Source organism: Candidatus Alistipes pullistercoris (genome assembly GCF_027665465.1).
GTDB lineage: Bacteria > Bacteroidota > Bacteroidia > Bacteroidales > Rikenellaceae > Alistipes_A > Alistipes_A hominis.
The window spans coordinates 206,596-228,965 of sequence record NZ_JAQDED010000004.1; the positions used below are offsets into that span (position 1 = coordinate 206,596).

The window sequence follows — 22,370 nt, forward strand, 5'->3', positions numbered from 1 at the left end:
CCGTTCGGCCCGGATCGCTGATACCCGAAAGAGGCCGCATTCGGATTTCCGGTCGGAAATCTCGTTTTGTCAGTATATCAGCGAATCGGGCAGCACGGGCGTGCCGCCTGCCTGAGTACAGACGAAGGCGGCGGTTTCGGTCGCCCGACGGTGCGCTTCGTGTAGCGGCCGGCCCTGCAGGATGCCTGCGACGAAGGCGGCGGTGAACGAGTCGCCTGCGCCGACCGTGTCGGCGACTTCGACCTTTGCAGTTTCCATGACGGAAAAGTCGTCCGGGGCCGTCACCCGGCTGCCCCGGCTGCCGAGCGTGTAGACGATGTACCGCAGGTCGTAGCGTTGTCGGAGTTGTTCCAGTTGGCTGTCGGCATCCCCGTGCAGCGACAGCATCCCCGCCACGACGGGCAGTTCGTCCTCGTTCAGTTTCAGGATGTCGGCCTGTTCGAGCGAGGCGCGGACGGTCTCTTCGCTGTAAAAATCCTGCCGCAGGTTGATGTCGAACACTTTGAGACACTGCTTATTCACATGCGACAGCAGTTTTCGGATCGTCGCGGCGGACGTTTCGCCGCGTTGCCCGAGCGTACCGAAACATACGGCGTCCAACTGCGGAGCCAGTCGTTCGAGTCCTTCGTTCCATGCGATGAAATCCCAGGCTACCGGCTTGTGGATCGTGTACGACGGAACGCCCCGCGCGTCGAGCCGCACGTCGACGGTGCCGGTCGGATAGTCGTTTTGCTGTACGTATGCGGTGCCGAGCTGAGCTTCCTGGAGCTTTTCGAGAATTTGGAGGCCATACGGATCGTTGCCGACCGCGCTGACGACTGCCGACCGGCAGCCGAACTGCGCCGCATGGAATGCGAAGTTGAGCGTCGCTCCGCCCAGTTGCTTGCCCGAAGGCAGCAGGTCCCACAGGAGTTCCCCGACGCCTGCTATGGTGAATGTCTGTTTCATACCTGCAAATTTAGCAATCCGCGAGGGAACTGCAAGCGTCGGCCGACTTTTCTGTTTACCGGTTTTTGCGGTAGCTCAGCACGGCCCATAAGTTGATCGTCACCGTGAAGACGGCCAGCGCTGAGAACTGCGTCAGCAGATCGGCGAATCCGCTCCCTTTGAGGTAAACCATTCGCATGATCTGGATGAAGTACCGCAGCGGATTGAACAGCGTGATCTTTTGCGCCCAGCCCGGCATACTACTGATCGGGGTGAACAGTCCGCTCATCAGAATCAGCACGATCATGAAAAAGAACATCACGAACATCGCCTGCTGCATCGTGTCGGAAGTGTTCGATACGAGCAGGCCGAGGCCCGACACGGTCAGCACGTACAGCGCCATCCCGGCGTAGATCGTCAGCAGGTTGCCCGCCGGTACGAGCCCGTAGACGAGCCATGCCAATACGAAACTGATCGACAGCACGACGAATCCGATTACCCAATACGGAATCAACTTGGCGAGGATGAACTGGAATTTGCCGACCGGCGACACGTTGATCTGTTCGATCGTCCCGATCTCTTTTTCGCTGACGATGTTCAGCGCCGGCATGAATCCGCAGACGATCGTCAGCAGCATTACCATGAGCGCCGGAACCATATAGACTTGGTAATTCAAATGCGGGTTGAACTTGTACTGCGGGGTGATCCGAACGGCCGGCGCGGCCGAAATCCGAGACTGCGCGGCGGTTTCGTTGCGCAAGTCGGCCGAGAAGTCGTTCACGATGGCCGTGAGGTACGAACTGCCCAGCCCCCCCTTCGTTCCGTTGACCGCATTGGCCGCAATGAGCACCTGCGCGGCGCCTTCGGTAGTCAGCCTGCGTTCGAATTTTTCCGGGATTTCGAGGATGATGTCGGTTTGTCCCGATTCGACGCCTTTCATCGCTTCTTCGTACGAGGACGCGACGTCGACGAGGTTGAAATAGGCCGACGCCGAGGCTTTTTCGGTCAGTCGCCCGGAGTAGGCCGAGCGATCGTTGTCGACGACGGCCAGGTTGATGTTGCGTACCTCCATACTGGCCGCCCACGGCAGTACCAGCATTGTCAGGCACGGCATGAACAGGATCAGCCGGGGCAGGAACGAGTTGCGGCGGATCTGTTTGAACTCTTTTTCGATCAGGTATTTCAACATGGCTATTCGAGTCTGTATTTGAATTTCTTAAGACTTACGACGACCAGCACGACGGCCATTGCGCTGAGGATCGCCACCTCTTTGAGCGCGTAGGTGATGCCGAGTCCTTCGATCATCACTTTTTTGACCGCTTCGATGTACCAGCGCGCCGGGATAACGGCCGACAGTCCCTGTAATACGCCCGGCATACTTTCGATCGGAAACATCATGCCCGAGAGCAGCGTGGTGGGCATCATCAGCACCATCCCCGAAGCGAGCATCGCGGCTACCTGCGTTTTGACGAGCGTCGAGATCAGCAATCCGAGCGCCAGCGCCGTGATGACGAACAGCAGTGAGATCACCGACAGCCAGAACAGGCTGCCCGCTACCGGAACCTGCAGGATGTAAACCGCCACGAGAATGATCGTCGCCAGGTTTACGGCCGACAGCGCGAGGTAGGGGACGGCTTTGGCGAGGATGATGTAGATCGGTCGCATCGGCGACACGAGCAGCACTTCCATCGTTCCGCGCTCTTTTTCGCGAACGATCGAAATGGCCGTCATCATCGCGCAGATCAGCATCAGGATCATACCCATCACGCCCGGCACGAAGTTGTACGCCCCTTTCATCTGCGGATTGTACAGCAGTTTCACTTCCGGAACGATTTGTAGCGGGGCGGGGGTGCCGGCCGACAGCTCGGCCTGGTATGCGGCCAGGATGTTCGATGCGTAACTTGTCACCAGCGTCGCGGTGTTCGGGTCGGTTCCGTCGCAGATCAACTGGACGTTCCCCGTTCCGCCGTGCAGCAGGTTTTGTTGGAAATTCTCCTCGAAGACCAGCGCGAGGTCGGCCCGGTTCGAACGGAACGCTTCCTCGATCTGTTGCGGGGTGCGGAGCGTTTCGACCAACGAGAAGTAGCGGTTTGCGTCGAAACGCTCTACGATCTGCCGCGTGGCGTCATCGTTCGACGGGTCGTAGACGGCCAGCCGGACGTTGTTGACGTCTGTTGAGATAGCGAATCCGAACAGGATGATCTGCACGATCGGCATTACCAGCAGAATCAGCACCGTGCGGCTGTCGCGCAGGATGTGGCAGAACTCTTTATAGACGAAAGACAGAAATTGTTTCATGGCGTTATTCTCCCCGTTTAGCTTCGCGGGCGAGGCGGTGGAACACCTCGTCCATATTCGGCGCGTCGAAAGTTCGTTTCAGGTTGGCCGGAGTATCCAGCGCCCGGATCGCCCCGTCGACCATGATCGAGACGCGGTTGCAGTACTCCGCCTCGTCCATGTAGTGCGTCGTGACGAAAACCGTGATGCCCCGTTCCGACGCGTCGTAGATCAGCTCCCAGAACTGCCGCCGCGTAGCCGGATCGACCCCTCCGGTCGGCTCGTCGAGGAAGACGATGCGCGGCTCGTGGAAGATCGCTACCGAGAAAGCCAGTTTCTGCTTCCAGCCGAGCGGCAGCGCGCTTACCAGCGTGTTGCGTTCTTCGGCGAATCCGAGCCGGCGCAGCACCCGGTCGGTCTTTTCGGCGATCTGCCGGCTTCCCATGCCGTAGATGCCGCCGAACAGCCGGATGTTTTCCCACACTTTCAGGTCTTCGTACAGCGAAAAGCGCTGGCTCATGTAGCCGATGTTGCGTTTGATCTGCTCGCTTTGGCGCACGATGTCGAACCCGGCGACCGTACCGCCGCCCTCGGTCGGGCGGCTCAGGCCGCACAGCATCCGCATTGCGGTCGTTTTGCCGGCGCCGTTCGCGCCGAGGAATCCGAAGATCTCGCCGCGCCCGACCTCGAAACTGATGTGGTCGACCGCCGTGAAGCTGCCGAACCGCTTGGTCAGTCCTTTCGTTTCGATTACTTTATCATTCATTGGTACGGTCCAGTTTCATGTAACAATCTTCGATACCCGGTTCGATCGCCTCGATCCGCAGATTGCGGTATCCTTCCGCGGTCAGGTAAGCGGCCAGTTGCTCTTCGGTCAGCGTCGCGTCGGGCGTCGCGTGGTGCGTGTCGCCGAACGCGAAGGCCGAGGTGATCTGCGGATGACGGCGCAGCGTTTTCAGCATGGCCGGCATCCGGTCGCCCGATACGGCCCACAGCCGCTCTCCGAATTTTTCGATGATGCGTTTCGGCGTGTCTATATCGAGGAACCGGCCGCCGCGGATCAGCGCGATCCGGTCGCAGCGCGACGCCTCGTCCATATAGGGCGTCGATACGAGGATCGTGATGCCCTGGCAGCGCAGTTTGGCGAGCATCTCCCACAGTTCCTTGCGCGATACCGGGTCGACGCCGGTCGTCGGCTCGTCGAGGAACAGTACCGACGGTTTGTGGATCAGCGCGCAACTGAGCGCCAGTTTCTGCTTCATACCGCCCGAAAGCGCTCCGGCCCGCCGCGTGCGGAACGGTTCGATCTGACTGTAAATGTCGCGGATCAGGTCGTAGTTCGCCTCGATGGTCGTCCCGAAAAGCGTTGCGAAAAAGCGCAGGTTCTCTTCGACGCTCATGTCCTGGTACAGCGAGAACCGTCCCGGCATGTAACCGACCCGCCGCCGGATCTGTTTGTAGTCGGCCGCCACGTCGAGTCCGTCGACCGTCGCCCGGCCGCTGTCGGGCAGCAGCAACGTCGTCAGGATGCGGAACAGTGTCGTCTTGCCGGCCCCGTCTGGGCCGATAATTCCGAAGATCTCGCCGCGTTGCGCATCGAAGCTCACTCCGCGCAGCGCTTCGATGCGCCCGTAGCTTTTCGTGAGGTCGCGTATGGTTACTGCGGAAGCCATTATTCGGAGAATTTGACGTCGGCGTACATGCCGATTTTCAGTAGGCCGTCGTTGTGGACGGCGATTTTGACCGGATAGACCAGGTTCGCGCGTTCGTCGCGGGTCTGGATCGTTTTCGGCGTGAACTCGGCTTTGTCCGAGATCCAGATCACTTCGCCGTCGTATTCGCGGCTGCCTTTGTCGCCCGAATCGGCGAACACGCGCACCCTGTCGCCGAGTTTCAGGCCTGTCAGTTGGCCCGATGTGATGTAGGCGCGGAGTTCCATGCGATCGACGTCGGCGATCTTGAACAGCGGTTTGCCTTGGGCGGTCACTTCGCCCGTTTCGGCGTATTTGACCAGTACCGTCCCGTCGATCGGGTTTACGATGCGGCATTTGGCGAGCTGGTCTTCGATCTGAGCCACCTGGATTTCGATGGCCGAGCTCTCTTCGTTGACGCCGCGGTTGCTGTTTTCGAGCGTCGAGAGCTGCGCTGCGAGCTGTTTTTCGAGTACGGCGATCTGCGCGTCGATATCGTCCAGTTGTTTGGTGTTCGCGGCGTCGGCTTTCAGCAGGTTTTCGACGCGCCGTTTTTCGCGCTGCTGCGTGGCGATCTGCTGTTGCGTGGCGGCGATCTGTTTGCCGATGTCGGACGTGCGGCTGCGCGTCGCCCCGAGCTGTTTTTGGAGTTGCAGCTTTTTCAGGTAGAGCTGGACGCTGTCGACCGTGCCGACGGTTTGTCCGGCCGCGAGCCGCCGGCCTTCTTCCACGCCGAACGAAGTAATTCGTCCGTTGGCTTCCGAGGATACGATCACTTCGGTCGCCTCGAACGTCCCGGAGGCGTCGTAACCGTTTTTATTGCCGCCGCAGGCCGTCGCCCCGGCGCAAAGCGCGAGAATCAGAAATCGTTTCATATCAGTTGTTGGTTATATTTTTCAGGTTGTATGTCGTCATGATCAGTTGCATCCGGTGCAGTGCGCGGTTCTGCCGCGCCGTTTCGGCTTTGGTTACTTCCTGCATGTAGTCGGTAACGCTCATCGTGCCCTCCGCGACCTTCGCCTCCGACGCGCGTTTGATATTGTCGCGCAGCGCTACGATCCGGTCGTCGTCGGAGAGCGTGCGGCGGTATTTTTCGAGTTCGCTTTGCGAGGATTCGACCTGCTGGTTCGTATTGAACAGGAACGTTTCGCGTTGTGTGCGGAGCGCGTTGCGCGCGACGTCTATCTTGGCCGCGTCGCTTTTATGCGTGTAATAATTGCCGAAATTCCATGAAAACCGCACGCCGCCGATCGCGAATGCTTTGAATTTGTCTTGCAGCATGTTCAGTCCCGGTTTGCCGTAGGCTCCCTGTACGAACAGACCGAGGGTCGGGCGGTTCCGGGCGTTCAACTGTTTCAGTTGGGCGTCCAGCAGCGTGTTGCGGGCGTCGAGCAGGCGCAGCTCCGGACGGTTCACGTCGGTAGGCGCCGGCTCGCTTCCGACTTCCGGGCAGATCAGTTCGGCGCTGTCGGCGTTTTCGCCGATGAAGGCTCCCAGCATCTGCCGGTACGCGCGGTTGGTCGCTTCTAGCGAGACGCGCTGCTGTCGGTTCGAGAGCTGTTCGACCTGCACCGCGTCGAGGTCGGCTTGGTTGGCGACCCCGTTCTCGATGAAGCTGCTTATTTTGCGGTAGTTGCGTTCGAGCTCCTCGTCGTACAGCCGGTTCAGTTCCAGTTGTTCCTCGGTCAGTAGAATGCCGAAGAACAGCGAATTGACCCGTTCGCGGATCGCGTACATATCGACCTGCTGCTGTTGCAGGTCGACTTCGGCGGACGCTTTGACATTCTGTTTTTTCGCACGGATGTTCCCGCCGTCCCAGATTACCTGGTTCACCTCGGCTACGACCTGATACTGGTCTTTGCTGAGGGTCGGGATGTCGATGCCCGGCAACGAGAACGGGATTTTCGTCACGTCGGTCTGGTAAGAGGCTTTGGCCGACAGCGACAACTGAGGCAGGTAGCCTTTGTTGGCGTTTTCCAGGTCGTACTGTTCCGATTGTCGGATCAGTCCGTACTGGGCCACGAGCGGATAGTTGGCCTGCGCTTTCTGCTGGCAGGCGTCGATGGTCAGTTGCGCCTGTGCCGGCAAAGTTCCGAAACCGACGGCCAGCAGCAGGATGGATCGGATTATTTTCATCGTTTTACTGAATTTATGCATGAGTGAAGTGAAGGTTTTCCGATGTTTTACGGCTTGAGGCTTTGCAGGATGATTTTCACGTTCTCCTCTTTGCGGTGCTCGAGGAAGCCGTCCATCGCTTCGTCCGTCAGGCCGAGAATGTTCTGCAGTACCGGTCGGACCAGGAACGTGGCGAGATTCAGCGACAGCGCGCTGAACATCAGGTCGAGCGCATTGGTTTCGCGGACTCGTCCCTGCGCGATCTCTTTTTGCAGATCTTGTTCGAATGTAGCGTAAACGCTCAGCGGCAGTTCGCCGATGCTGTCGCGCAGCGATGCGATCCGTTCCGGGTTCGTCGTGATCTCGTTGATGACCAGAAAGGGGATTTTCGGATTCTTTTTCAGGATTTCGAAATGCGCTTCGATTTTGCGCCGCAGTTTCTCTTCGAAAGTTCCGCCTTCCCGGTCGATCGAAAATATGTTCGAGATCAGCATCCGTATTTTCTGTTCGAAAATTTTCTCGAAAAGGTTCTCTTTCGTGCGGAAATAGTAATGAACGAGCGCCTGGTTGCAGCCCGCTTCCCGGGCGATCTCGGTCGTTGAGGTCAGTGCGAACCCTTTGTCGAGGAACAGCCGTTCGGCCGCCCGCAGGATCGCCTGTTCCATCGGTTCGGTTTCGTTTTTCGCCGTTTTTTCCGTCTGTTTCATGTGTTAATAGTTTAATTTAATATATCTATTAATACCGCAAATGTAGGAATAAATACGAACCTTGCAAATTTCAACGCTGTTTTTTTGTGGATAAATCGTTCAATGTATTTATAATGAATGCTTTGAATCTGTGTGTTTCCGGGCTCTACGCAAACGGGCCGGAATATGTGCCGGCAGCCGGCAAACGGCGCGACTTACCGTATTTCAGGTTTCCGAAATCGTCGTCCGGTCTGTTGCAAGAATCAGACCTATATTGCTTTCTCGGGCCTTTTCGCTTTTGAACCGAGGCCGTTGCGGGTGTTGCGACCGGGGTTCTTCGCGTAAAAACGGAGCGGTAAGGCGGCCGGCGGAATTGCCGGAAAAGTTTCTTTTAGTTATATTTGAAAGTACCCGGTCGGACGCATCGGGCGTTCTAACGTTATTCTATCGTTTATGAAAAGGTTTTTTTTGTGGTCGCTGACGCTCTTTTCGTTCGTTTTCGGAGCGGGCGTATGCAGTGGCGCTGCGGGCGGCGGAATCCGTCTGGACAAGGCGGCGTTTATGATCGACAGCGGGGATAAGATGAAAATCCGCCTGGCGGAGGCTCCTGCCGGCGGCGTGCAGTGGACGTCGAGCGATGAAAAGGTGGCGACGGTTTCCCGGAGCGGCGTGGTGACCGGCGTTTCGAAAGGCGATGCCGTAATTACGGCTTCAGCGGCCGGTTCGAAAGCCGAATGCATCGTGTCGGTCGGTTACGAGGGACAGAATCCGATCCTGCCGCCGACGTGGGGACTGTTTATCGCCGACGGCGAGCCGCACGTTTTCGACGGACGGATGTATATTTTCGGGTCGCGGGACGTGACGAACGGTTTTCTGCCGAACGGCGAACGGGATTTCTGTTCGACCGACTACCATGTGATCTATTCCGACGACCTGATCCACTGGACGGACGCGGGCGTCAGCATCTCGATCGACAGTATTCCGGCGGAGATCCGCGGAAATACGCGGCGGCTGTGGGCGCCGGACGTCTTCAAAAGCCCGACCGAAAAAGACAAGTATTACCTGCTGTTTTGCGGCAACGGCCAGCCGGTGTATATCGCCGAGGGGACGAGCCCGACAGGGCCTTTCGGCAACGTCCGGCTCGTAACGCTGAACGGCGAGCCCATCCCGCAGATCGATCCGGGCGTACTGGTCGACGATGACGGCAAGGTGTACCTGGCGAGTCCGAAATTCTTTATCTGCCGGCTCGACCCGTCGGACTACTCGCGGGTGATGCCCGAAACCTGCCGCGACGTGACGCAGTATATGCCGGTCGGCGACGAGCCGTTCGAAGGGCCTTCGCTGCGGAAACGCAACGGTATTTACTATTACATCTATATTCAGAATAAAGGCAATATCGAACGCGACGGCGCGGTTCCGACGCTGATGGGGTATATGACGGCCGAAAATCCGCTCGGCCCGTATACCTACCGCGGCGTGATCGTTACCAATTACGATTATCCGGCTTCCGGAAACATACACGGCTCGATCGAACCGTTCGACGGACAGTGGTACGTGTCGTACCATATGCCGGTGTCGGAGCTCGGTCTGACCCGTGCCGCCTGCCTCGACCGGATCGAATTCGACGATGACGGGACGATCCGGCGGGCCGAGCCGACTTCGTCCGGCGTAAAGGGCTGTTTCGTACCGGGCGAACGGATCCGCAGCTCCAGCGGGGTCGTCTATTCGGGCGGCCGCAACGACCGCAGGCTGGTGACGCGGCGCGAGCCGACTGCCAATCCGTATGTTTTCCGGTATGTCGGTTATCCGTACACTTTTTACAACGAGCCGGGACAGTGGATCGGATACCGTTTTATGGATTTCTCACCGGAAATTTCGACAGTCGGCATGAGCGTCTGCACCGAAGCCGCCGGCGGGTCGCTCGAAATTCGCCGGGGCTCTGCGGACGGAGAGTTGATCGCCGCCGTCGATCTGCCGAATACCGACGGCGAATGGAAGAAGGTCGAAGCCCCGGCTTCCGTAACCCGCGACGGGAAGGATGCGTTCTATATCTTTCTGAAGACGAAGCCCGGCAGCGGGGATGTTCGGGTCGATTGGCTGGAATTCGGCGCGCGGCGGTAATTTTTTCGACCTCTGTCCGGCAACCGGCGTATTCGGCCGGAATATATCTTATGAAAACGCTTCCGTTGCGAACAGTTTCTTCGCAACGGAAGCGTTTGGCGGAAGCGCGTTTCGGTCAGCTCTTTTTGGCCAGCGAGAACAGGAATTCGAGTCCCCCTTCTTTCCGGTTTTTGGCCGAAATGCGTCCTTTGTGGTACAATACCGAGTTGCGGACGATCGACAGTCCGAGTCCCGATCCTCCGTTTTTGCGACTCCGACCTTCGTCGACCCGGTAGAAACGGACGAATATTTTTTCCAGATCGGCCTCCGGTACGCCGCAGCCGTTGTCGTGGAACGAGAAGTAGTAGAAATCGTCGTCCTCGGCGTATTGCTCGATCGTGATCGTGACGCCTTCGCCGGCGTAATTGACCGCATTGTCGGTCAGGTTCCAGAAGATCGAGTAAAGCAGCGTGTGGTTTCCTTCGACCGTCGTTCCGCGGCTGATGCGGTCGACGATCTGCACGCGGTGAGCGTCCAGCGTATTTTTATGGTCGGCGATCACCTCTTCGACGACCTGTTTCAGGTCGACCGGTTTGCGCTCGAACAAGTCGGTCGCCTCTTCGATCTTGGTGATTAGCGCGACGTCGCGGATCAGGTCGGACAGTCTCAATGCCTGGGTATAAGCCCGGTCGAGAAAGAAGCGCTGTTTGTCCGGACTGATCTCGTGCTGTTGCAGCAGGGTTTCGAGGTATCCCCGGATGCTGGTGACGGGGGTTTTCAGTTCGTGCGCGATGTTGTTGGTCATCTCCTGTTTCAGCAGCCGATTTTTCTCCTGCGCGGTGATGTTATCGAGCGTGATTTCGAAACTGTTGTCGTTGAAAATCAGTAGCCGGACGGCGAAATGACGGCCTTCCCGGGTAAGCTTGGTTTCGTAGATCGGGATCGAGGCCGACTGCGGGTTGACCGGCCGGTGCCGTTGCAGGAATTCGCGCAGGTCGCCGAAATCTTTGGCCCGGAGAATTGCGGTCGCGTCGGAGGTCGGTTCGTCGAGGATCGTGTTGAGGTGCTGTATGAAGTGCGAGTTCGCATAAATTTTGTCTCCGTCCGGCGAAAAGATGCAGATTCCCTCGTCCGAATAGTGGAAGTGGCGGATCAGTTTTTCACGTTCCGTATCGAGCAGGTTGCGGCTTTCGCGCAGCAGCCGGTAATTGGTGACGATGCGGTTGCCTATCTCGCCGAGTTCGGTATCCGGGAATCTGACCTTGTCGAAATCGGGACGGTTGTTCTCGGTCGAGACCAGAAAGTCGCGCAATCCGCTGACCGCCTTGCCGAAACGGTCGGACAGGTACAGCAACGAGATCAGCGCGACAAAGAAAAGCAGCAACATGAAATAAAGAAAGAAATCGTCCGCTTTCAGGCTCAGTTTCGCCGCGTTGTCGTAAGGCAGCGCCACCCGGACGAAATCGTTGCCGAACAGCCGCGCATAGTAATAATAAGTTTTTCCGGTGGTTGCCGAGTGCCGAATGTGGCTTCCGCCGCCGCGGATCAGCGCTTGGGCGATTTCGGGCCGCGACAGGTGGTTCTCGACGATCGGTTTTCCGTCGGAGCCGTTGTCGAACAGCACGTTGCCGCGCCGGTCGATGATGCTTATCCGCAGATCCCGGGGCAGCAGCGGCAGCAGGCTGTCAAGCCGGGACATCGAATCCGGAGCGGTCAGATGGTTTTCGGCGATGTATTTCGAGATCAGCGTCGCGTAAACGTCCATTCCCCGTTTGAACTCGTCGTTTCTGAAGGTTCGTTCGCGGTTTTGCTGGACGAAGACGACGATCGCCGCGAAAACGGCGAATACGATCAGGAAGTAAAAAAACAGTTTTTTTCGATAGCTCAGGCGCATGGCGGTATCGGTTATCGGGTTAAAATTCGATGCAGTATCCATATCCGGAACGGTTCGTCAGGCGTTCGCCGAACGTTCCCAGTTTTTTACGCAGCCGTGTGATGTGCACGTCTACGGTGCGTTCGAGCACGTAGGACTCCTTTTTCCAGACGCGTTCGAGAATATCCTCCCGCGAAAAAACCTTGTTCGGAGTCCGCGCCAGCGTCATAAGGATTTCGAACTCCTTTTTGGTCAGCAGGATGTGTTCGTTGCCGAGCGTCGCGCTCTTGGTTTCGGGATCGATCGTCAGTTCGCCCAGTTCGATCGTACGGTTCGTATCGGCCGGCGCTGCGGCGCTCCGTTTCAGCACGGCCTTTACGCGGGCCGTCACTTCCTTGATCGAGAACGGTTTCGGAATGTAGTCGTCCCCTCCGAGGCTGAATCCGGTGAGCAGGTCGTTTTCGGTGTCCTTGGCCGTCAGGAAGACGATCGGAACTTGCAGTTTCTGCTCCTTGCGCACCTTTTCTGCCATCCGGAATCCCGACATCCCTTCCATCATCACGTCCAGCAGGATCAGGTCGTAGCCGTCCGGCAGCATTTTCAGGGCCTGCTCGGCCGATTCGGCCGTTTCGACGGCGAACCCTTCGCATTCGAGGTTGAAGCGCAGGATCTCGCACAGATCCTGTTCGTCGTCCACGACCAGTATTTTCTCGCGTTTTGCCATTTTTACAACAGGTTTTTGTCCGTGTGCTTGATGTCTTTCCCTTCGGTAACGAAAATCACCGCCTCGGCGATGTTCGTCGCCTGGTCGCCGATGCGTTCGAGGTTGTTCGCGATGCCGAAAACCGACAGCATCCCTTCCATCTCTTCGGCCGTCAGCGTCCGCTGGGTTCCCGTGCTTTTCAACTCGCCGGAAATCCGCCGCCACCATTCGTCCACGCGGTCGTCGCTGCGGATCACTTCGCGCGCCAGCCGTTCGTCGCTGCAGTTCATCGCAAAAATAACGTTTTTCACCATATCCGCCGCCAGGTCGAACATTTTGAGCAGTCCGTCGCTTTTGCGGCGGTACAGTCCGGTGCTGACGGCCGTGCCGCCGGTGAATTCGTAGACGTTGTGGATCAGGTCGCCGATGCGCTCCAGATTCGAGGTCGTATCGTAGCAGGCCATGATGATCCGCAGGTTCGAGGCGCGCGGCGCGTGCAGTACGATCACGTTGACCACTTCGTCGCGGATCGAGACTTCCAGGCCGTCGATCGCGCTTTCGTTGCGGTTCAGTTCGTCGCGCAGTTCGGCGGACGAATTTCCCGCGAGCAGTTGCCGGGTGATGGAGAGTTGTCTCAGGATGAGTTCGGTTAGCCGGTCGAACTGGTCGCCTACCGGTTTTAAAACGGTGTCTTTCAATCGGTTCATAATAGGTGTGTTTTTATCCGAACTGGCCGGAGAGGTACTCTTCGGTCCGTTTGTCTTTCGGTGTGGTGAACAGGGTTTGCGTGCGGCCGGATTCGACCAGCTCGCCGAGGTACATAAACAGCGAGTAGTCCGAGATCCGCGCCGCCTGCGCCATATTGTGCGTTACGATAACGATCGTGAACTCTTTTTTCAGTTCGAGCATCAGCTCTTCGACGCGGTGCGTCGCGATCGGGTCGAGCGCCGAGGTCGGTTCGTCCATCAGCAGCACTTCGGGTTTCAGCGCGATCGCGCGGGCGATGCACAGCCGTTGCTGCTGTCCGCCGGAGAGGAATCCTCCTTTGCGGAACAGCGAATCGCGCACTTCGCTCCAGAGTCCGACGCTCGTAAGGCTCGTTTCGACGATCTCGTCCTTCTGCGCTTTCGACAACCGGATGCCGTTCAGCTTGTATCCGGCCAGCACGTTGTCGTAAATGCTCATCGTCGGGAACGGGTTCGGCCGCTGGAACACCATGCCGGCCATCCGTCTCACCTCCATCGGATTCATTTTGAAGATATTTCGTTCGTCGAGCAGGATTTCGCCCGTCACGCGGATGTCCGGATAGAGCTCGTGCATACGGTTGATCGCCCGCAGCAGCGTGCTTTTACCGCAGCCCGACGGGCCCATGATCGCCGTGATCGTCCGTTCGAGGATACCCGTCGTGACGTGTTTCACGGCCAGTTTCTCCGGAGTGTAGGCGACCGACAGGTCGTTTATTTGCAGTTTCAGATTTTCCATTTTGCAGCGATTCGTTTGGCAATGATATTCAGCAACAGCGTCAGGATCAGCAGCAGCAGCGAGCAGCCCCAGATCAGGTCGACGAGGTTCGGATCGTTGTAGAACTCCCAGATCAGCAGCGGAACGGCCGAAGTGGGGTGCAGCGGGTCGAAGTTCAGCGTTGCGCAGCCCAGCGCGGTCAGCATCAGCGGGGCGGTTTCGCCCATCGCCCGCGATACGGCCAGCAGGATGCCGGTGAACATCCCGCCGAAAGCCGACGGCACCAGAATACGCATCACGACCGAGCGGTAAGGCGCTCCGAGCGCCAGCCCGGCCTCTTTCAGCGGTGAGGGCAGCATATTCAGCGTCTCCTCGGTCGAGCGGACGATCAGCGGCAGCATGATTCCGGCAAGCGCCACGCTGCCGGCCAGCATCGAGTAACTGCCCAGCGGTACGACGATCCAGGCGTAGGCGATGATCCCGATCACGATCGACGGGGTGCCTTGCAGCAGTTCGGTCAGAAAACGTACGATGCCTGCGAACGCCGTTTTACGCTTTTCTGACAGGTAAACTCCTGCGAGAATCCCCGACGGGATCGCGATCAGCGCCGCGATCAGCGTCATCGACAGCGTGCCGAGGATGCCGTTCGCGATGCCTCCGGGGATCGACTCGCCGGCCGTTTTGGCCAGCATCGCGTCCAGCGTGCTCGGCGCGTTCTCGGTGAAGAACGACAGCGAGATCTGACGGTATCCCTTGCGTACCACTTCCCAGATAATCAGCAGCAGCGGGACGGCCGTGAGCAGTGAGAATCCGCAGACCACGTAGAAGAACGCCCGTTCTTTCGCCTTGCGGAACCGCGTCCGCGATTTAGGAACCGTTATCGTCATAGTTATCGGAATTTACGAAGAATGAGCCGCCCGATCAGGTTGATTACGGCGGTGATAATGAAAAGCAGCAGCCCGATGGCGACGAGCGAGCTGAGCTTCAGCCCGTCGGCCTCGCCGAACTGGTTGGCGATGACGCTGGCCATCGTGTTGCCGGTGGCGGTCAGGCCGGTCGGAATCAGGTTCGTGTTACCGATCAGCATCGTGACGGCCATCGTCTCGCCGAGCGCACGCCCGAGCGCCAGTACGTAACTGGCGAAAATACCCGACCCGGCGACCGGAAAGACGACGCGGCGGATCACGTCGAGCCGCGTTCCGCCGAGGCTGTACGCTCCTTCTTTCAGTTCGCGCGACACCATCGAGATAAACTCCGAACTGAGCGACGCGGCATACGGGATCACCATGATCGCCAGTACGACCGATGCGGTCAGGATGCCGAATCCCTGCGACGACAGTCCCAGGTCGACGATCACCGGCCGGATCACGTAGAATCCCCACAGCCCGTAGACGATCGACGGGATGCCGGCCAGCAGGTCGATCACCGTACCGATTATTTTCGCGATCCGCCGGCCCCGGAAATATTCGCCGGTGAAAAGGGCGACCGGCAGCGACAGCGGAAGGCAGAACAGCATGGCCAGCAGCGAAGTCAGCACGGTCCCCGCGATGAACGGCAGCGCCCCGTAGCTTTCGGAGCCGGTCTTCGGGTTCCAGTCCGACGAGGCGATGAAGCGGAAAAAGCCGAAATGGTCGAACGCCGGCGCCGCTCCGCTGATCAGCGAGTAGAACATTCCCCCGCAGATCAGTATGATGGCGGCCGCCGCCGCCAGTAGCAGTCCTTTGAAAATACGGTCGCGTGCGGCTGTGCGGATCATTACTTCAGCAGTTTTTCTCCTTTATACGTAACTGTGCCCAGTTGTGCGCGCCCGTTGTTGATCACCTGTTGCGGCAGCGGGGCGTAATTGACCTTGCCGGCCAGATCCTGCGCTTGGCTGCCGAGCATCCATCCGAGCAAGTCGACGAGGGCTTCGCTCTGTTCGCGGGTGCGCTTGTCGTAGCCTTGTTCCTTGTACAGCAGAATCCACGTAAAGCAACTGATCGGGTAAGCGTCCGCCGCGTCCGGATCGGTAATCATGCAACGCGTGTCGGTCGGCAGGTCGCCCGCGGCCGCTGCCGAGATGCTTTCGAGGGTCGGGTCGATGAAGCGACCCGCCTTGTTTTGCAGGCTCGCGTAGCTGATATGCTGTGCAAAAGCGTATTCCGACCCGATGTAGCCGACGGCCCCTTCGGTCTGGCTGACTGTCCCCGATATGCCGGGATTGCCTTTGGCGGCGAGGCCGGCCGGCCATTCGAGCGATTTGCCGGCCCCGATCGTCTCTTTCCATGCGGGGCTTACTTTTGTCAGGTAATCGCTGAATACGAAAGTCGTGCCGCTGCCGTCGGAACGGTATACCGGATGGATCTCCAGATCGGGAAGCTGTACGCCGGGGTTGATCCCGCGGATGCGGGCGTCGTTCCAGCGGGTAATTTTACCCAGGTAGATATCGGCCACCAGTTCGCCGGTCAGTTTCAATTTTTCCACGCCCGGCAGGTTGTAGGCCATTACCACGGCGCCCATGCAGGTCGGGATGTGGATCACGCTGTCGGGCATCGCGGCCATTTCCGCATCGGTCAGGTAGGCGTCGCTGCCGGCGAAATCGACGATCCGGTCTTTCAGGCTGCGGATGCCGCCGCCGCTTCCGATACCGCCGTAGGAGACTTCCGCCGGAACGCTGTCGCGATAGGTCTTGAATGCAAGATTATAGTACGGCAGCGGGAACGTTGCGCCCGCGCCGGCCAGTTTTTCCCGGCCGCTCCCTTTCGGAGATTGTCCGCAGGCGGCCAGAACGGCGGCCAATGCGATGAGAATCAATTTTTTCACTTCTCGAAATTTTAGTCGTTAAATTGATGTTGCAATATTAGGGGTTTGTTGTTACGCTCCCGTTAAGCGATTGTTACGAAACGGTTACTTTGCGAAACGCCCTTTTTACGGCACTCTTTTCTAAGGCGTTGGTAATGCAAGGAACGGACCTCGGTTGACGGTTTTAGGTATCGGGGCTCTCTTTTTTCGCTTTTTCTGGGTATTTTTCCGCCGGGGCCGGTTTGCTACTTTTGCATCAAACGAAAAACAAATTTGGAAATGAAAGGAATATTTTACGGAAGCACTACCGGGACTACCGGTTCTTTGGCCGGCCGCATCGCGGAGGAGTTGGGAATCGCCGCGGCGGACGTGCACGATGTGGCCGGCGCGGCGGCGGATGCGGTTCAGCGTTACGATTGCCTGCTGCTGGGCTCCTCCACATGGGGATGCGGGGAGTTGCAGGACGATTGGTTCGGTTTTCTGGAAGGGCTCAAAGGGCAGGATCTGTCCGGGAAGAGCGTGGCACTGTTCGGATGCGGCGACAGCAGCATGTATCCCGATACGTTCTGCGACGCCGTCGGGATTCTGCGCGAGGAGCTCGCCGGGACGGGATGTCGGTTCGTCGGAGCCTACGCGCCGCAGAACTATTCCGTTACCGATTCGAAAGTGTGCGAGGACGGAAAGTTCGTCGGATTGGCTATCGACGAGGCGGACTCGGAAGCCGTTTCGTCGGAACACCTGAAGCAATGGATCGCGGTACTGAAAGAGGAAGGGGTATGAGCGAACAGGATTACGTCCGTTTCGGCGAACTGAAAATCTTCATGCACCAGATTTACGAATTCAAGAAAGGAGTTCGGAATCTGGTGCTCTGCACGATGTGCCCGACCTGCGCCGCGCTGGTGGCAGAACGGCTTCGGGGGCAGCGGATCGAGTACCTGATTCAGGAAGTGACGGACAATAAAGTGAACCTTTATTTCGGAAAACGCGCCTGTTTGGATGCGGTGCGGGCCTTTATCGACAAGCCGCTGAACCGGCTCACCCCGGAGCAGGATTTCATGCTGGGGGCCATGCTCGGTTACGATATCATCCAGCAGTGCGAACGCTTTTGCCGGCAGCGGAGCCGGTTCGCCCTATGACCGGCGGAGGCGGCGTGCCGGACTTCGCGTTTCCGGAGAAAAACGCTATCTTTACGCCGAATGCTCCCATCCGTCAAAAGACTCATGCCATGTACAGACTCAGTCAATATAAGGAAACCGACAAAATGGGCGACCTGATCTGTGAAAACTATCCGATTCTTCTGGTAGTTAGCAGGTTCGGTATTTCGCTCGGGTTCGGCGACAAGGATATCGCGCAGGTGTGCGCGGACAACGGGGTCGATACGCCGACTTTTCTGGCCGTCGTGAACCTGCTGTTGGACGAGGACGAATCAGCCGCTCCGGCCGATGCTCCGCTGTCGGTCGGAGCGCTCGTACGGTACTTGCAGAATTCGCACGCCTATTTCCTGGATTTTCGTCTGCCGGTGATCCGCCGCGAACTGGCCGATGCGCTCGGCAGCGATCACGGCGACGTTTCGTTCGCCGTGCTCCGTTTTTTCGATGAATATGCGGCTGAGGTGCGCAGGCACATGCTTTACGAAGAAGAGAAAGTTTTTCCTTATGTCCGTTCTTTGCTCGAAGGGCGTAAGAAGGGACGGTACAGGATCGATATTTTCCGGAGACAGCACGATCAGGTGGAGGCCCGGCTGACGGAGTTGAAGAACATCCTGATCCGCTACTATCCGGGCAGCGGCAGCAACGAACTCAACAGCGCGTTGTTCGATATTTTTTCGTGCGAGCGCGACCTGGCTTCGCACAATCGGATCGAAGACCACCTGTTCGTTCCGGCGGTCGTGGAACTGGAGCGTAAAAACGGTTCGCAATGATGAGCGTTTCGTTGAAAATAGCCGTAGCCGAGTCTTCGCAAATTATCCGCAGCGGTCTTCTTGCGGTGCTGAAACGGCTACCCGGACTGAATGTGAGCGTCGTGGAGATCGCCGATCCCGAACAACTGGTCAAGTCGCTTTGCTGGCAGAAGCCCGACATCCTGATCGTGAATCCGGCGTTGCCGGGGCTTTTTTCGTTGCAGCGCATCCGGCACGAATCGGGGTGCGAGACGATGAAATGCGTGGCCCTGCAATGTGCGCTGGCCGACGCCCTGTCGCTGAGGATCTACGACGAGACGATCTCCCTGTACGATACGGCCGAACAGATCCGGCTCAAACTGTCCCGTCTCGCCAACCGGGACGAAAAACCCGAATCCCGGCGCGACTTGCTGAGTCCGCGGGAAAAAGACGTTGTGGTCTGCGTGGTGAAGGGGATGACCAACAAGCAGATCGCCGAGCGGCTGTGCCTGTCGGCGCATACCGTGATTACCCACCGCCGCAACATCGCCGGCAAATTGCAGATACACAGTCCGGCCGGGTTGACCATCTATGCGATCGTCAACAAGCTGGTCGAACTCGACGAGATCGGAGAGACCGTCGCGGCCGGGTAATTCCCCGCCGCCCGGAATCGCCGTTTCGTCCGGATCGTTCCGATTTTTCGTTTTGTTTTTGCTTTCACCGAAAAATTGGTGAAATATTTGCGGAGTGATCCGCAATATCCATTCTTAGAGCTATGACAGACGGAACGATAGGGAAAAACAACGCTTTTTTCCGGCAACTGCTTTATATCGGCATCCTGATTACGATCGGGCTGGTAATTTTCACACAACTCCAATTTTTCGTAGGATCGTTCCTCGGGGCGATCACGATGTACGTCGTGTTGCGGACGGTGCTGTTCCGGTTGACCGAGCGCTGGAACTGGAAGCCCTGGGTCGCCTCTCTGATGCTGGTGTTGGCTACGACGCTGCTGCTGTCCGGGCTGGGATTTCTGATTTTCGAGGTGATCGCCTCCGAGATCCCGAACGTGGACACCTCGAAAATCGTCGACGTTTTCAACGAACTGCTCCGGCGGGCGAACCATCTGCTGGGCTTTGCGATCGTGCCGGAAAATATCATCAAAGGTTCCGGAGGGACGATCACGAAAATGGCCTCGATGCTGCTCAATACGACTTACAGTTTCGCAGCGAACGTGTTCATGATGCTCGTGATCCTTTATTTCATGCTGCTGCACGCTCGGACTATGGAACGAAGCGCGAACCGCTACCTGCCGTTCCGCGGTCATAGCCAGCAGGTGATTCGCAGCGAAGTCAAGAGCATTATTTTCAGCAATGCCGTCGGCATTCCGCTGGTCATGTTCGCGCAGGCGGCGGCCTCCTTTCTGGTCTATTGGGCGCTGGGCGTCAACAATGCGGTCTTCTGGGCCTTCGTGACGGCCGTCTGCGGGTTGATACCGATGGTCGGCACCGCGATCGTCACCGTGCCGATGGGCGTTTATATGATTTTCGACGACAGCGTCTGGATGGGGATCATCATGATCGCGTGCGGCATACTGATCGTGGCCAACGTAGACAACCTGTGCCGGATCATCCTGATGAAGAAGATCTCCAATACCCACCCGCTGATCGTGATTTTCGGGGTGATCCTCGGGATTCCGCTTTTCGGCTTCTGGGGGATTATTTTCGGGCCGCTGCTGATCTCCGCCTTCCTGCTGTTGATTCGGATCTATTACAAGGAATACCGGTTGCTGCCGCCGTCGGAATCCTGAACCGGCGGACGGCCGCTTATCGCCGGTCGTCCCGGTGGCGGTGTCTTTTGACGACCGTTCCGTGTCCGACGACCGTCTGTTTGATACCCGGCATCAGCGACTTCCACAGGTAGTTGAACTGCGAGCGGTAGGGATCCCGTTCGGTCGCGCCTTCGCCGGTGCGGGTCACTCCGTCTTCCGGATTGCCGGTGCGGATCAACAGGTCGTCTACGATGGCCGAAAGCAACCGGCGGGCCTTGGGCCCGTCTTTCTCCTGTTTCATTAGCGAGACGTTCAGGCTGTCGTACAGCAGTAGTAATTGTACGTCGGCTTGGCGAGAGTCTCCTGCGATGCGGAAATTCATTCCGTCGATTCGCCCCGTATTGATTCGCGCGTTCACCAGCGGTTCGATCGCCCGGTTCATCGCCTGTAGTTCCATCGGGCCGAGCTTTCCGTCCACTTCGAAACGGTCGTCCAGCGAATCGGCCGGCAGCAGGAAGGTCGCCTGTAAGACTCCCCGGTTCATCAGTCGCCCGCTGGCTTTCAGGGTGATGCGCGGATGTTCCGGCGAGGCGGCGTTGGCGAGTCCGTACAGGTCGCCTCTCAGACTGTCGAAGGTGACGGTACCCGGAACGGTTCCCGTCGCCGACAGTTCTTCGTACACGGCGCGAATGTCGCTGAAACTTATTCTACGAACTTCCACTCCGAAAGAGAGTTTTTGCAGGGATTGGTAAAAGAGCGGTTTGATGCGCTGTTTTTGCGGGATCTGTCGGTTCTTGAAGCTGCCGATTTCCACGTTGCCGATCCATACGCTGTCGATTTTCAGCTTTTTGTTCCGCGCGATCTCGGGATAGTCCACTCCCGTGCACGCGATCCGGCCTGCGACGACCTGCGTCCAGTCCGGATGGCCTGCTACCAGCGAGGCGAATTCGCTTTTCGGGTATTGCGGCAACAGGCGGACGCCCGCTACCGAGCATTCGCCTTTGCGGGTGTCGATTATCAGCGTATCGGCCTGCAACGCGACCGCTCCTTCGTCGAGCTGATAGTTTACCGATTCGACGGAAGTGCGGATGCCGTTGTCGAGCCATCCGCTGTCGTTCGCATTCCCGGCGTTCAGGCGGAAATCGTCGGTTTGTATGGAGAGTCCCCGCAACGTATGGCATGTCTGCCGTCCGTTCCGGATCTCGCAGTACGTTACCGAGCCGTCCGCGATCCGGAGCCGGCCGATGCCGATCGTCCGGACGGTCTGTCCGGATGCCCGTTGCAGCGAGTCGACCGGTGGAACCGAGTCGCTGAAGTTGCGGACGATGTCGACGTGCGGTGCCGACACTTCGATTTCGGCGATCGTCGGCGTCCGGTCTCCGTCTTGTTGCGTCAGGCGGATTCCGCCGATCGAAAGCTGTGCTGCGGTGAGCCGGAACATCCGCAGGCCGGGATGTCGTTTTGCGAGCAGCAAGCTGTCGGTCGTCAGGACGATGCCTTTGAGCCGCATCGACCGGCCGACCGGATTGAAACGCACCCGGTCGATGCTGATCCGGCACATTCCGCCGGTCTGCTCGGCGACCTCTTTTTCGATCTTTTGCCGGACGATCCGGCCGATCCAGAGGTTTGCGCCCGCAAGCAGCAGCAGGACGGCGACGACGACGATCCCCGCCGTCCGGACGATTTTTCTGAAACGCGGTTTTCTTTCGGTAGTTTCCATAATTCTGTGCATTTTACGAATAAAATGCATAGCTTGCAAATTCCTGTCCAAATCGCCGGTCGATGGATGAGATATTCGACGATGCGGATTATCTGCCGAAGATTTTATTCTCCGGTTCTCCCGCTCCGGTGCCCGTAACTGAAATAGAAATCTTTGAGTTCGTTGCGGGTCGCCCGCCTGACGGATACGTATTCGGGAGGGACGCAGGCGTCCCTGTAAAATCGGGTCAATCCGTCGGTCATGACCTCCAGAACGACGTTCCCGTTTTCGAGTTTGTCGAAAATTCCCCACAGGCAGCGGTCCGGGTCGTGGTGCCGGGGATCGAGGGAGAAAAGATACAGCTCTCCCGGAACGAAATGGAAATCCTGGATCGCCATAGCCGCTGTCGG

General features: G+C 58.1%; 23 protein-coding genes. 6 read left to right on the plus strand and 17 right to left on the minus strand.

Annotated elements, in window-relative coordinates; translation table 11 throughout:
- Positions 1-69: 69 nt before the first annotated feature.
- From PGR91_RS07830 to PGR91_RS07865, 8 genes are read right to left on the minus strand one after another with little or no spacing between them, the layout of a single operon-like run.
- Complete coding sequence (locus tag PGR91_RS07830) at positions 70-948, minus strand: carbohydrate kinase family protein (protein WP_055204910.1); 879 nt, start codon at positions 946-948, stop codon at positions 70-72.
- Positions 949-1,003: 55 nt separating this feature from the next.
- Positions 1,004-2,116 (minus strand): ABC transporter permease, encoded by a 1,113-nt coding sequence (locus PGR91_RS07835; RefSeq protein WP_118656183.1) that lies wholly within the window; start codon positions 2,114-2,116, stop codon positions 1,004-1,006.
- A 2-nt stretch (positions 2,117-2,118) separates the two neighbouring features.
- Positions 2,119-3,225 carry an ABC transporter permease gene (locus PGR91_RS07840; RefSeq protein ID WP_055204914.1) on the minus strand — a complete coding sequence of 369 codons (1,107 nt, stop codon included), beginning with the start codon at positions 3,223-3,225 and terminating at the stop codon, positions 2,119-2,121.
- A gap of 4 nt (positions 3,226-3,229) precedes the next feature.
- Complete coding sequence (locus tag PGR91_RS07845) at positions 3,230-3,970, minus strand: ABC transporter ATP-binding protein (protein ID WP_118457567.1); 741 nt, start codon at positions 3,968-3,970, stop codon at positions 3,230-3,232.
- On the minus strand, positions 3,963-4,877 hold the full coding sequence (locus PGR91_RS07850; RefSeq protein WP_118656185.1) for an ABC transporter ATP-binding protein: 915 nt from the start codon (positions 4,875-4,877) through the stop codon (positions 3,963-3,965). Before PGR91_RS07850 ends, PGR91_RS07845 begins: the two co-directional genes overlap by 8 nt.
- On the minus strand, positions 4,877-5,770 hold the full coding sequence (locus tag PGR91_RS07855) for an HlyD family secretion protein (protein ID WP_101572809.1): 894 nt from the start codon (positions 5,768-5,770) through the stop codon (positions 4,877-4,879). Before PGR91_RS07855 ends, PGR91_RS07850 begins: the two co-directional genes overlap by 1 nt.
- A 1-nt stretch (position 5,771) precedes the next feature.
- Positions 5,772-7,031 carry a TolC family protein gene (locus PGR91_RS07860; protein WP_101573152.1) on the minus strand — a complete coding sequence of 420 codons (1,260 nt, stop codon included), beginning with the start codon at positions 7,029-7,031 and terminating at the stop codon, positions 5,772-5,774.
- Positions 7,032-7,078: 47 nt separating this feature from the next.
- The gene (locus PGR91_RS07865; RefSeq protein WP_101572807.1) at positions 7,079-7,717 is read right to left on the minus strand and encodes a TetR/AcrR family transcriptional regulator; all 639 of its coding nucleotides are present in this window, start codon (positions 7,715-7,717) and stop codon (positions 7,079-7,081) included.
- A gap of 432 nt (positions 7,718-8,149) precedes the next feature.
- Here PGR91_RS07865 and PGR91_RS07870 point away from each other — a divergent pair, with 432 nt between their 5' ends.
- The gene (locus PGR91_RS07870; protein ID WP_081032596.1) at positions 8,150-9,817 is read left to right on the plus strand and encodes a family 43 glycosylhydrolase; all 1,668 of its coding nucleotides are present in this window, start codon (positions 8,150-8,152) and stop codon (positions 9,815-9,817) included.
- Between the two features lie 115 nt (positions 9,818-9,932).
- On the opposite strand, the gene PGR91_RS07875 is transcribed toward PGR91_RS07870, so the two are convergent.
- From PGR91_RS07875 to pstS, 7 genes are read right to left on the minus strand one after another with little or no spacing between them, the layout of a single operon-like run.
- Positions 9,933-11,732 (minus strand): sensor histidine kinase, encoded by a 1,800-nt coding sequence (locus PGR91_RS07875; RefSeq protein ID WP_259335507.1) that lies wholly within the window; start codon positions 11,730-11,732, stop codon positions 9,933-9,935.
- A complete protein-coding gene (locus PGR91_RS07880) occupies positions 11,710-12,393 on the minus strand; it encodes a response regulator transcription factor (RefSeq protein WP_101572805.1) in 684 nt (227 codons plus the stop codon). Before PGR91_RS07880 ends, PGR91_RS07875 begins: the two co-directional genes overlap by 23 nt.
- 2 nt (positions 12,394-12,395) lie before the next feature.
- Positions 12,396-13,079: a phosphate signaling complex PhoU family protein gene (locus tag PGR91_RS07885; protein WP_055204928.1), complete on the minus strand. Its 684-nt coding sequence runs from the start codon at positions 13,077-13,079 to the stop codon at positions 12,396-12,398.
- Positions 13,080-13,092: 13 nt separating this feature from the next.
- The gene (gene pstB, locus PGR91_RS07890; protein WP_055204930.1) at positions 13,093-13,854 is read right to left on the minus strand and encodes a phosphate ABC transporter ATP-binding protein PstB; all 762 of its coding nucleotides are present in this window, start codon (positions 13,852-13,854) and stop codon (positions 13,093-13,095) included.
- Positions 13,842-14,720, minus strand: coding sequence for a phosphate ABC transporter permease PstA (gene pstA / locus PGR91_RS07895; protein ID WP_118656187.1), 879 nt, complete (start codon positions 14,718-14,720; stop codon positions 13,842-13,844). The genes pstB and pstA overlap by 13 nt, the downstream gene beginning before the upstream one ends.
- A gap of 2 nt (positions 14,721-14,722) precedes the next feature.
- The gene (gene pstC, locus PGR91_RS07900; RefSeq protein ID WP_118457572.1) at positions 14,723-15,589 is read right to left on the minus strand and encodes a phosphate ABC transporter permease subunit PstC; all 867 of its coding nucleotides are present in this window, start codon (positions 15,587-15,589) and stop codon (positions 14,723-14,725) included.
- The gene (gene pstS / locus PGR91_RS07905; protein ID WP_118656189.1) at positions 15,589-16,635 is read right to left on the minus strand and encodes a phosphate ABC transporter substrate-binding protein PstS; all 1,047 of its coding nucleotides are present in this window, start codon (positions 16,633-16,635) and stop codon (positions 15,589-15,591) included. Before pstS ends, pstC begins: the two co-directional genes overlap by 1 nt.
- A gap of 258 nt (positions 16,636-16,893) precedes the next feature.
- On the opposite strand from pstS, the gene PGR91_RS07910 reads away from it, so the two are divergent.
- From PGR91_RS07910 to PGR91_RS07930, 5 genes are all read left to right on the plus strand, one after another.
- Positions 16,894-17,394: a flavodoxin gene (locus tag PGR91_RS07910; protein WP_055204938.1), complete on the plus strand. Its 501-nt coding sequence runs from the start codon at positions 16,894-16,896 to the stop codon at positions 17,392-17,394.
- Complete coding sequence (locus tag PGR91_RS07915) at positions 17,391-17,750, plus strand: DUF2023 family protein (protein ID WP_055204940.1); 360 nt, start codon at positions 17,391-17,393, stop codon at positions 17,748-17,750. Before PGR91_RS07910 ends, PGR91_RS07915 begins: the two co-directional genes overlap by 4 nt.
- An 89-nt stretch (positions 17,751-17,839) precedes the next feature.
- On the plus strand, positions 17,840-18,535 hold the full coding sequence (locus PGR91_RS07920) for a hemerythrin domain-containing protein (RefSeq protein ID WP_101573151.1): 696 nt from the start codon (positions 17,840-17,842) through the stop codon (positions 18,533-18,535).
- Positions 18,535-19,146 (plus strand): response regulator transcription factor, encoded by a 612-nt coding sequence (locus PGR91_RS07925; protein ID WP_101573149.1) that lies wholly within the window; start codon positions 18,535-18,537, stop codon positions 19,144-19,146. The genes PGR91_RS07920 and PGR91_RS07925 overlap by 1 nt, the downstream gene beginning before the upstream one ends.
- Before the next feature lie 122 nt (positions 19,147-19,268).
- Positions 19,269-20,300 carry an AI-2E family transporter gene (locus PGR91_RS07930; RefSeq protein ID WP_055204941.1) on the plus strand — a complete coding sequence of 344 codons (1,032 nt, stop codon included), beginning with the start codon at positions 19,269-19,271 and terminating at the stop codon, positions 20,298-20,300.
- 16 nt (positions 20,301-20,316) lie between these two features.
- Here the strand turns inward: PGR91_RS07930 and PGR91_RS07935 are convergent, their stop codons facing one another.
- Together PGR91_RS07935 and PGR91_RS07940 are read right to left on the minus strand one after the other, a co-directional pair.
- Positions 20,317-21,981, minus strand: a complete 1,665-nt coding sequence (locus tag PGR91_RS07935; RefSeq protein WP_118656191.1) for a hypothetical protein — start codon at positions 21,979-21,981, stop codon at positions 20,317-20,319.
- Between the two features lie 104 nt (positions 21,982-22,085).
- Positions 22,086-22,358: a hypothetical protein gene (locus PGR91_RS07940; RefSeq protein ID WP_118656193.1), complete on the minus strand. Its 273-nt coding sequence runs from the start codon at positions 22,356-22,358 to the stop codon at positions 22,086-22,088.
- Between the last annotated feature and the right edge of the window lie 12 nt (positions 22,359-22,370).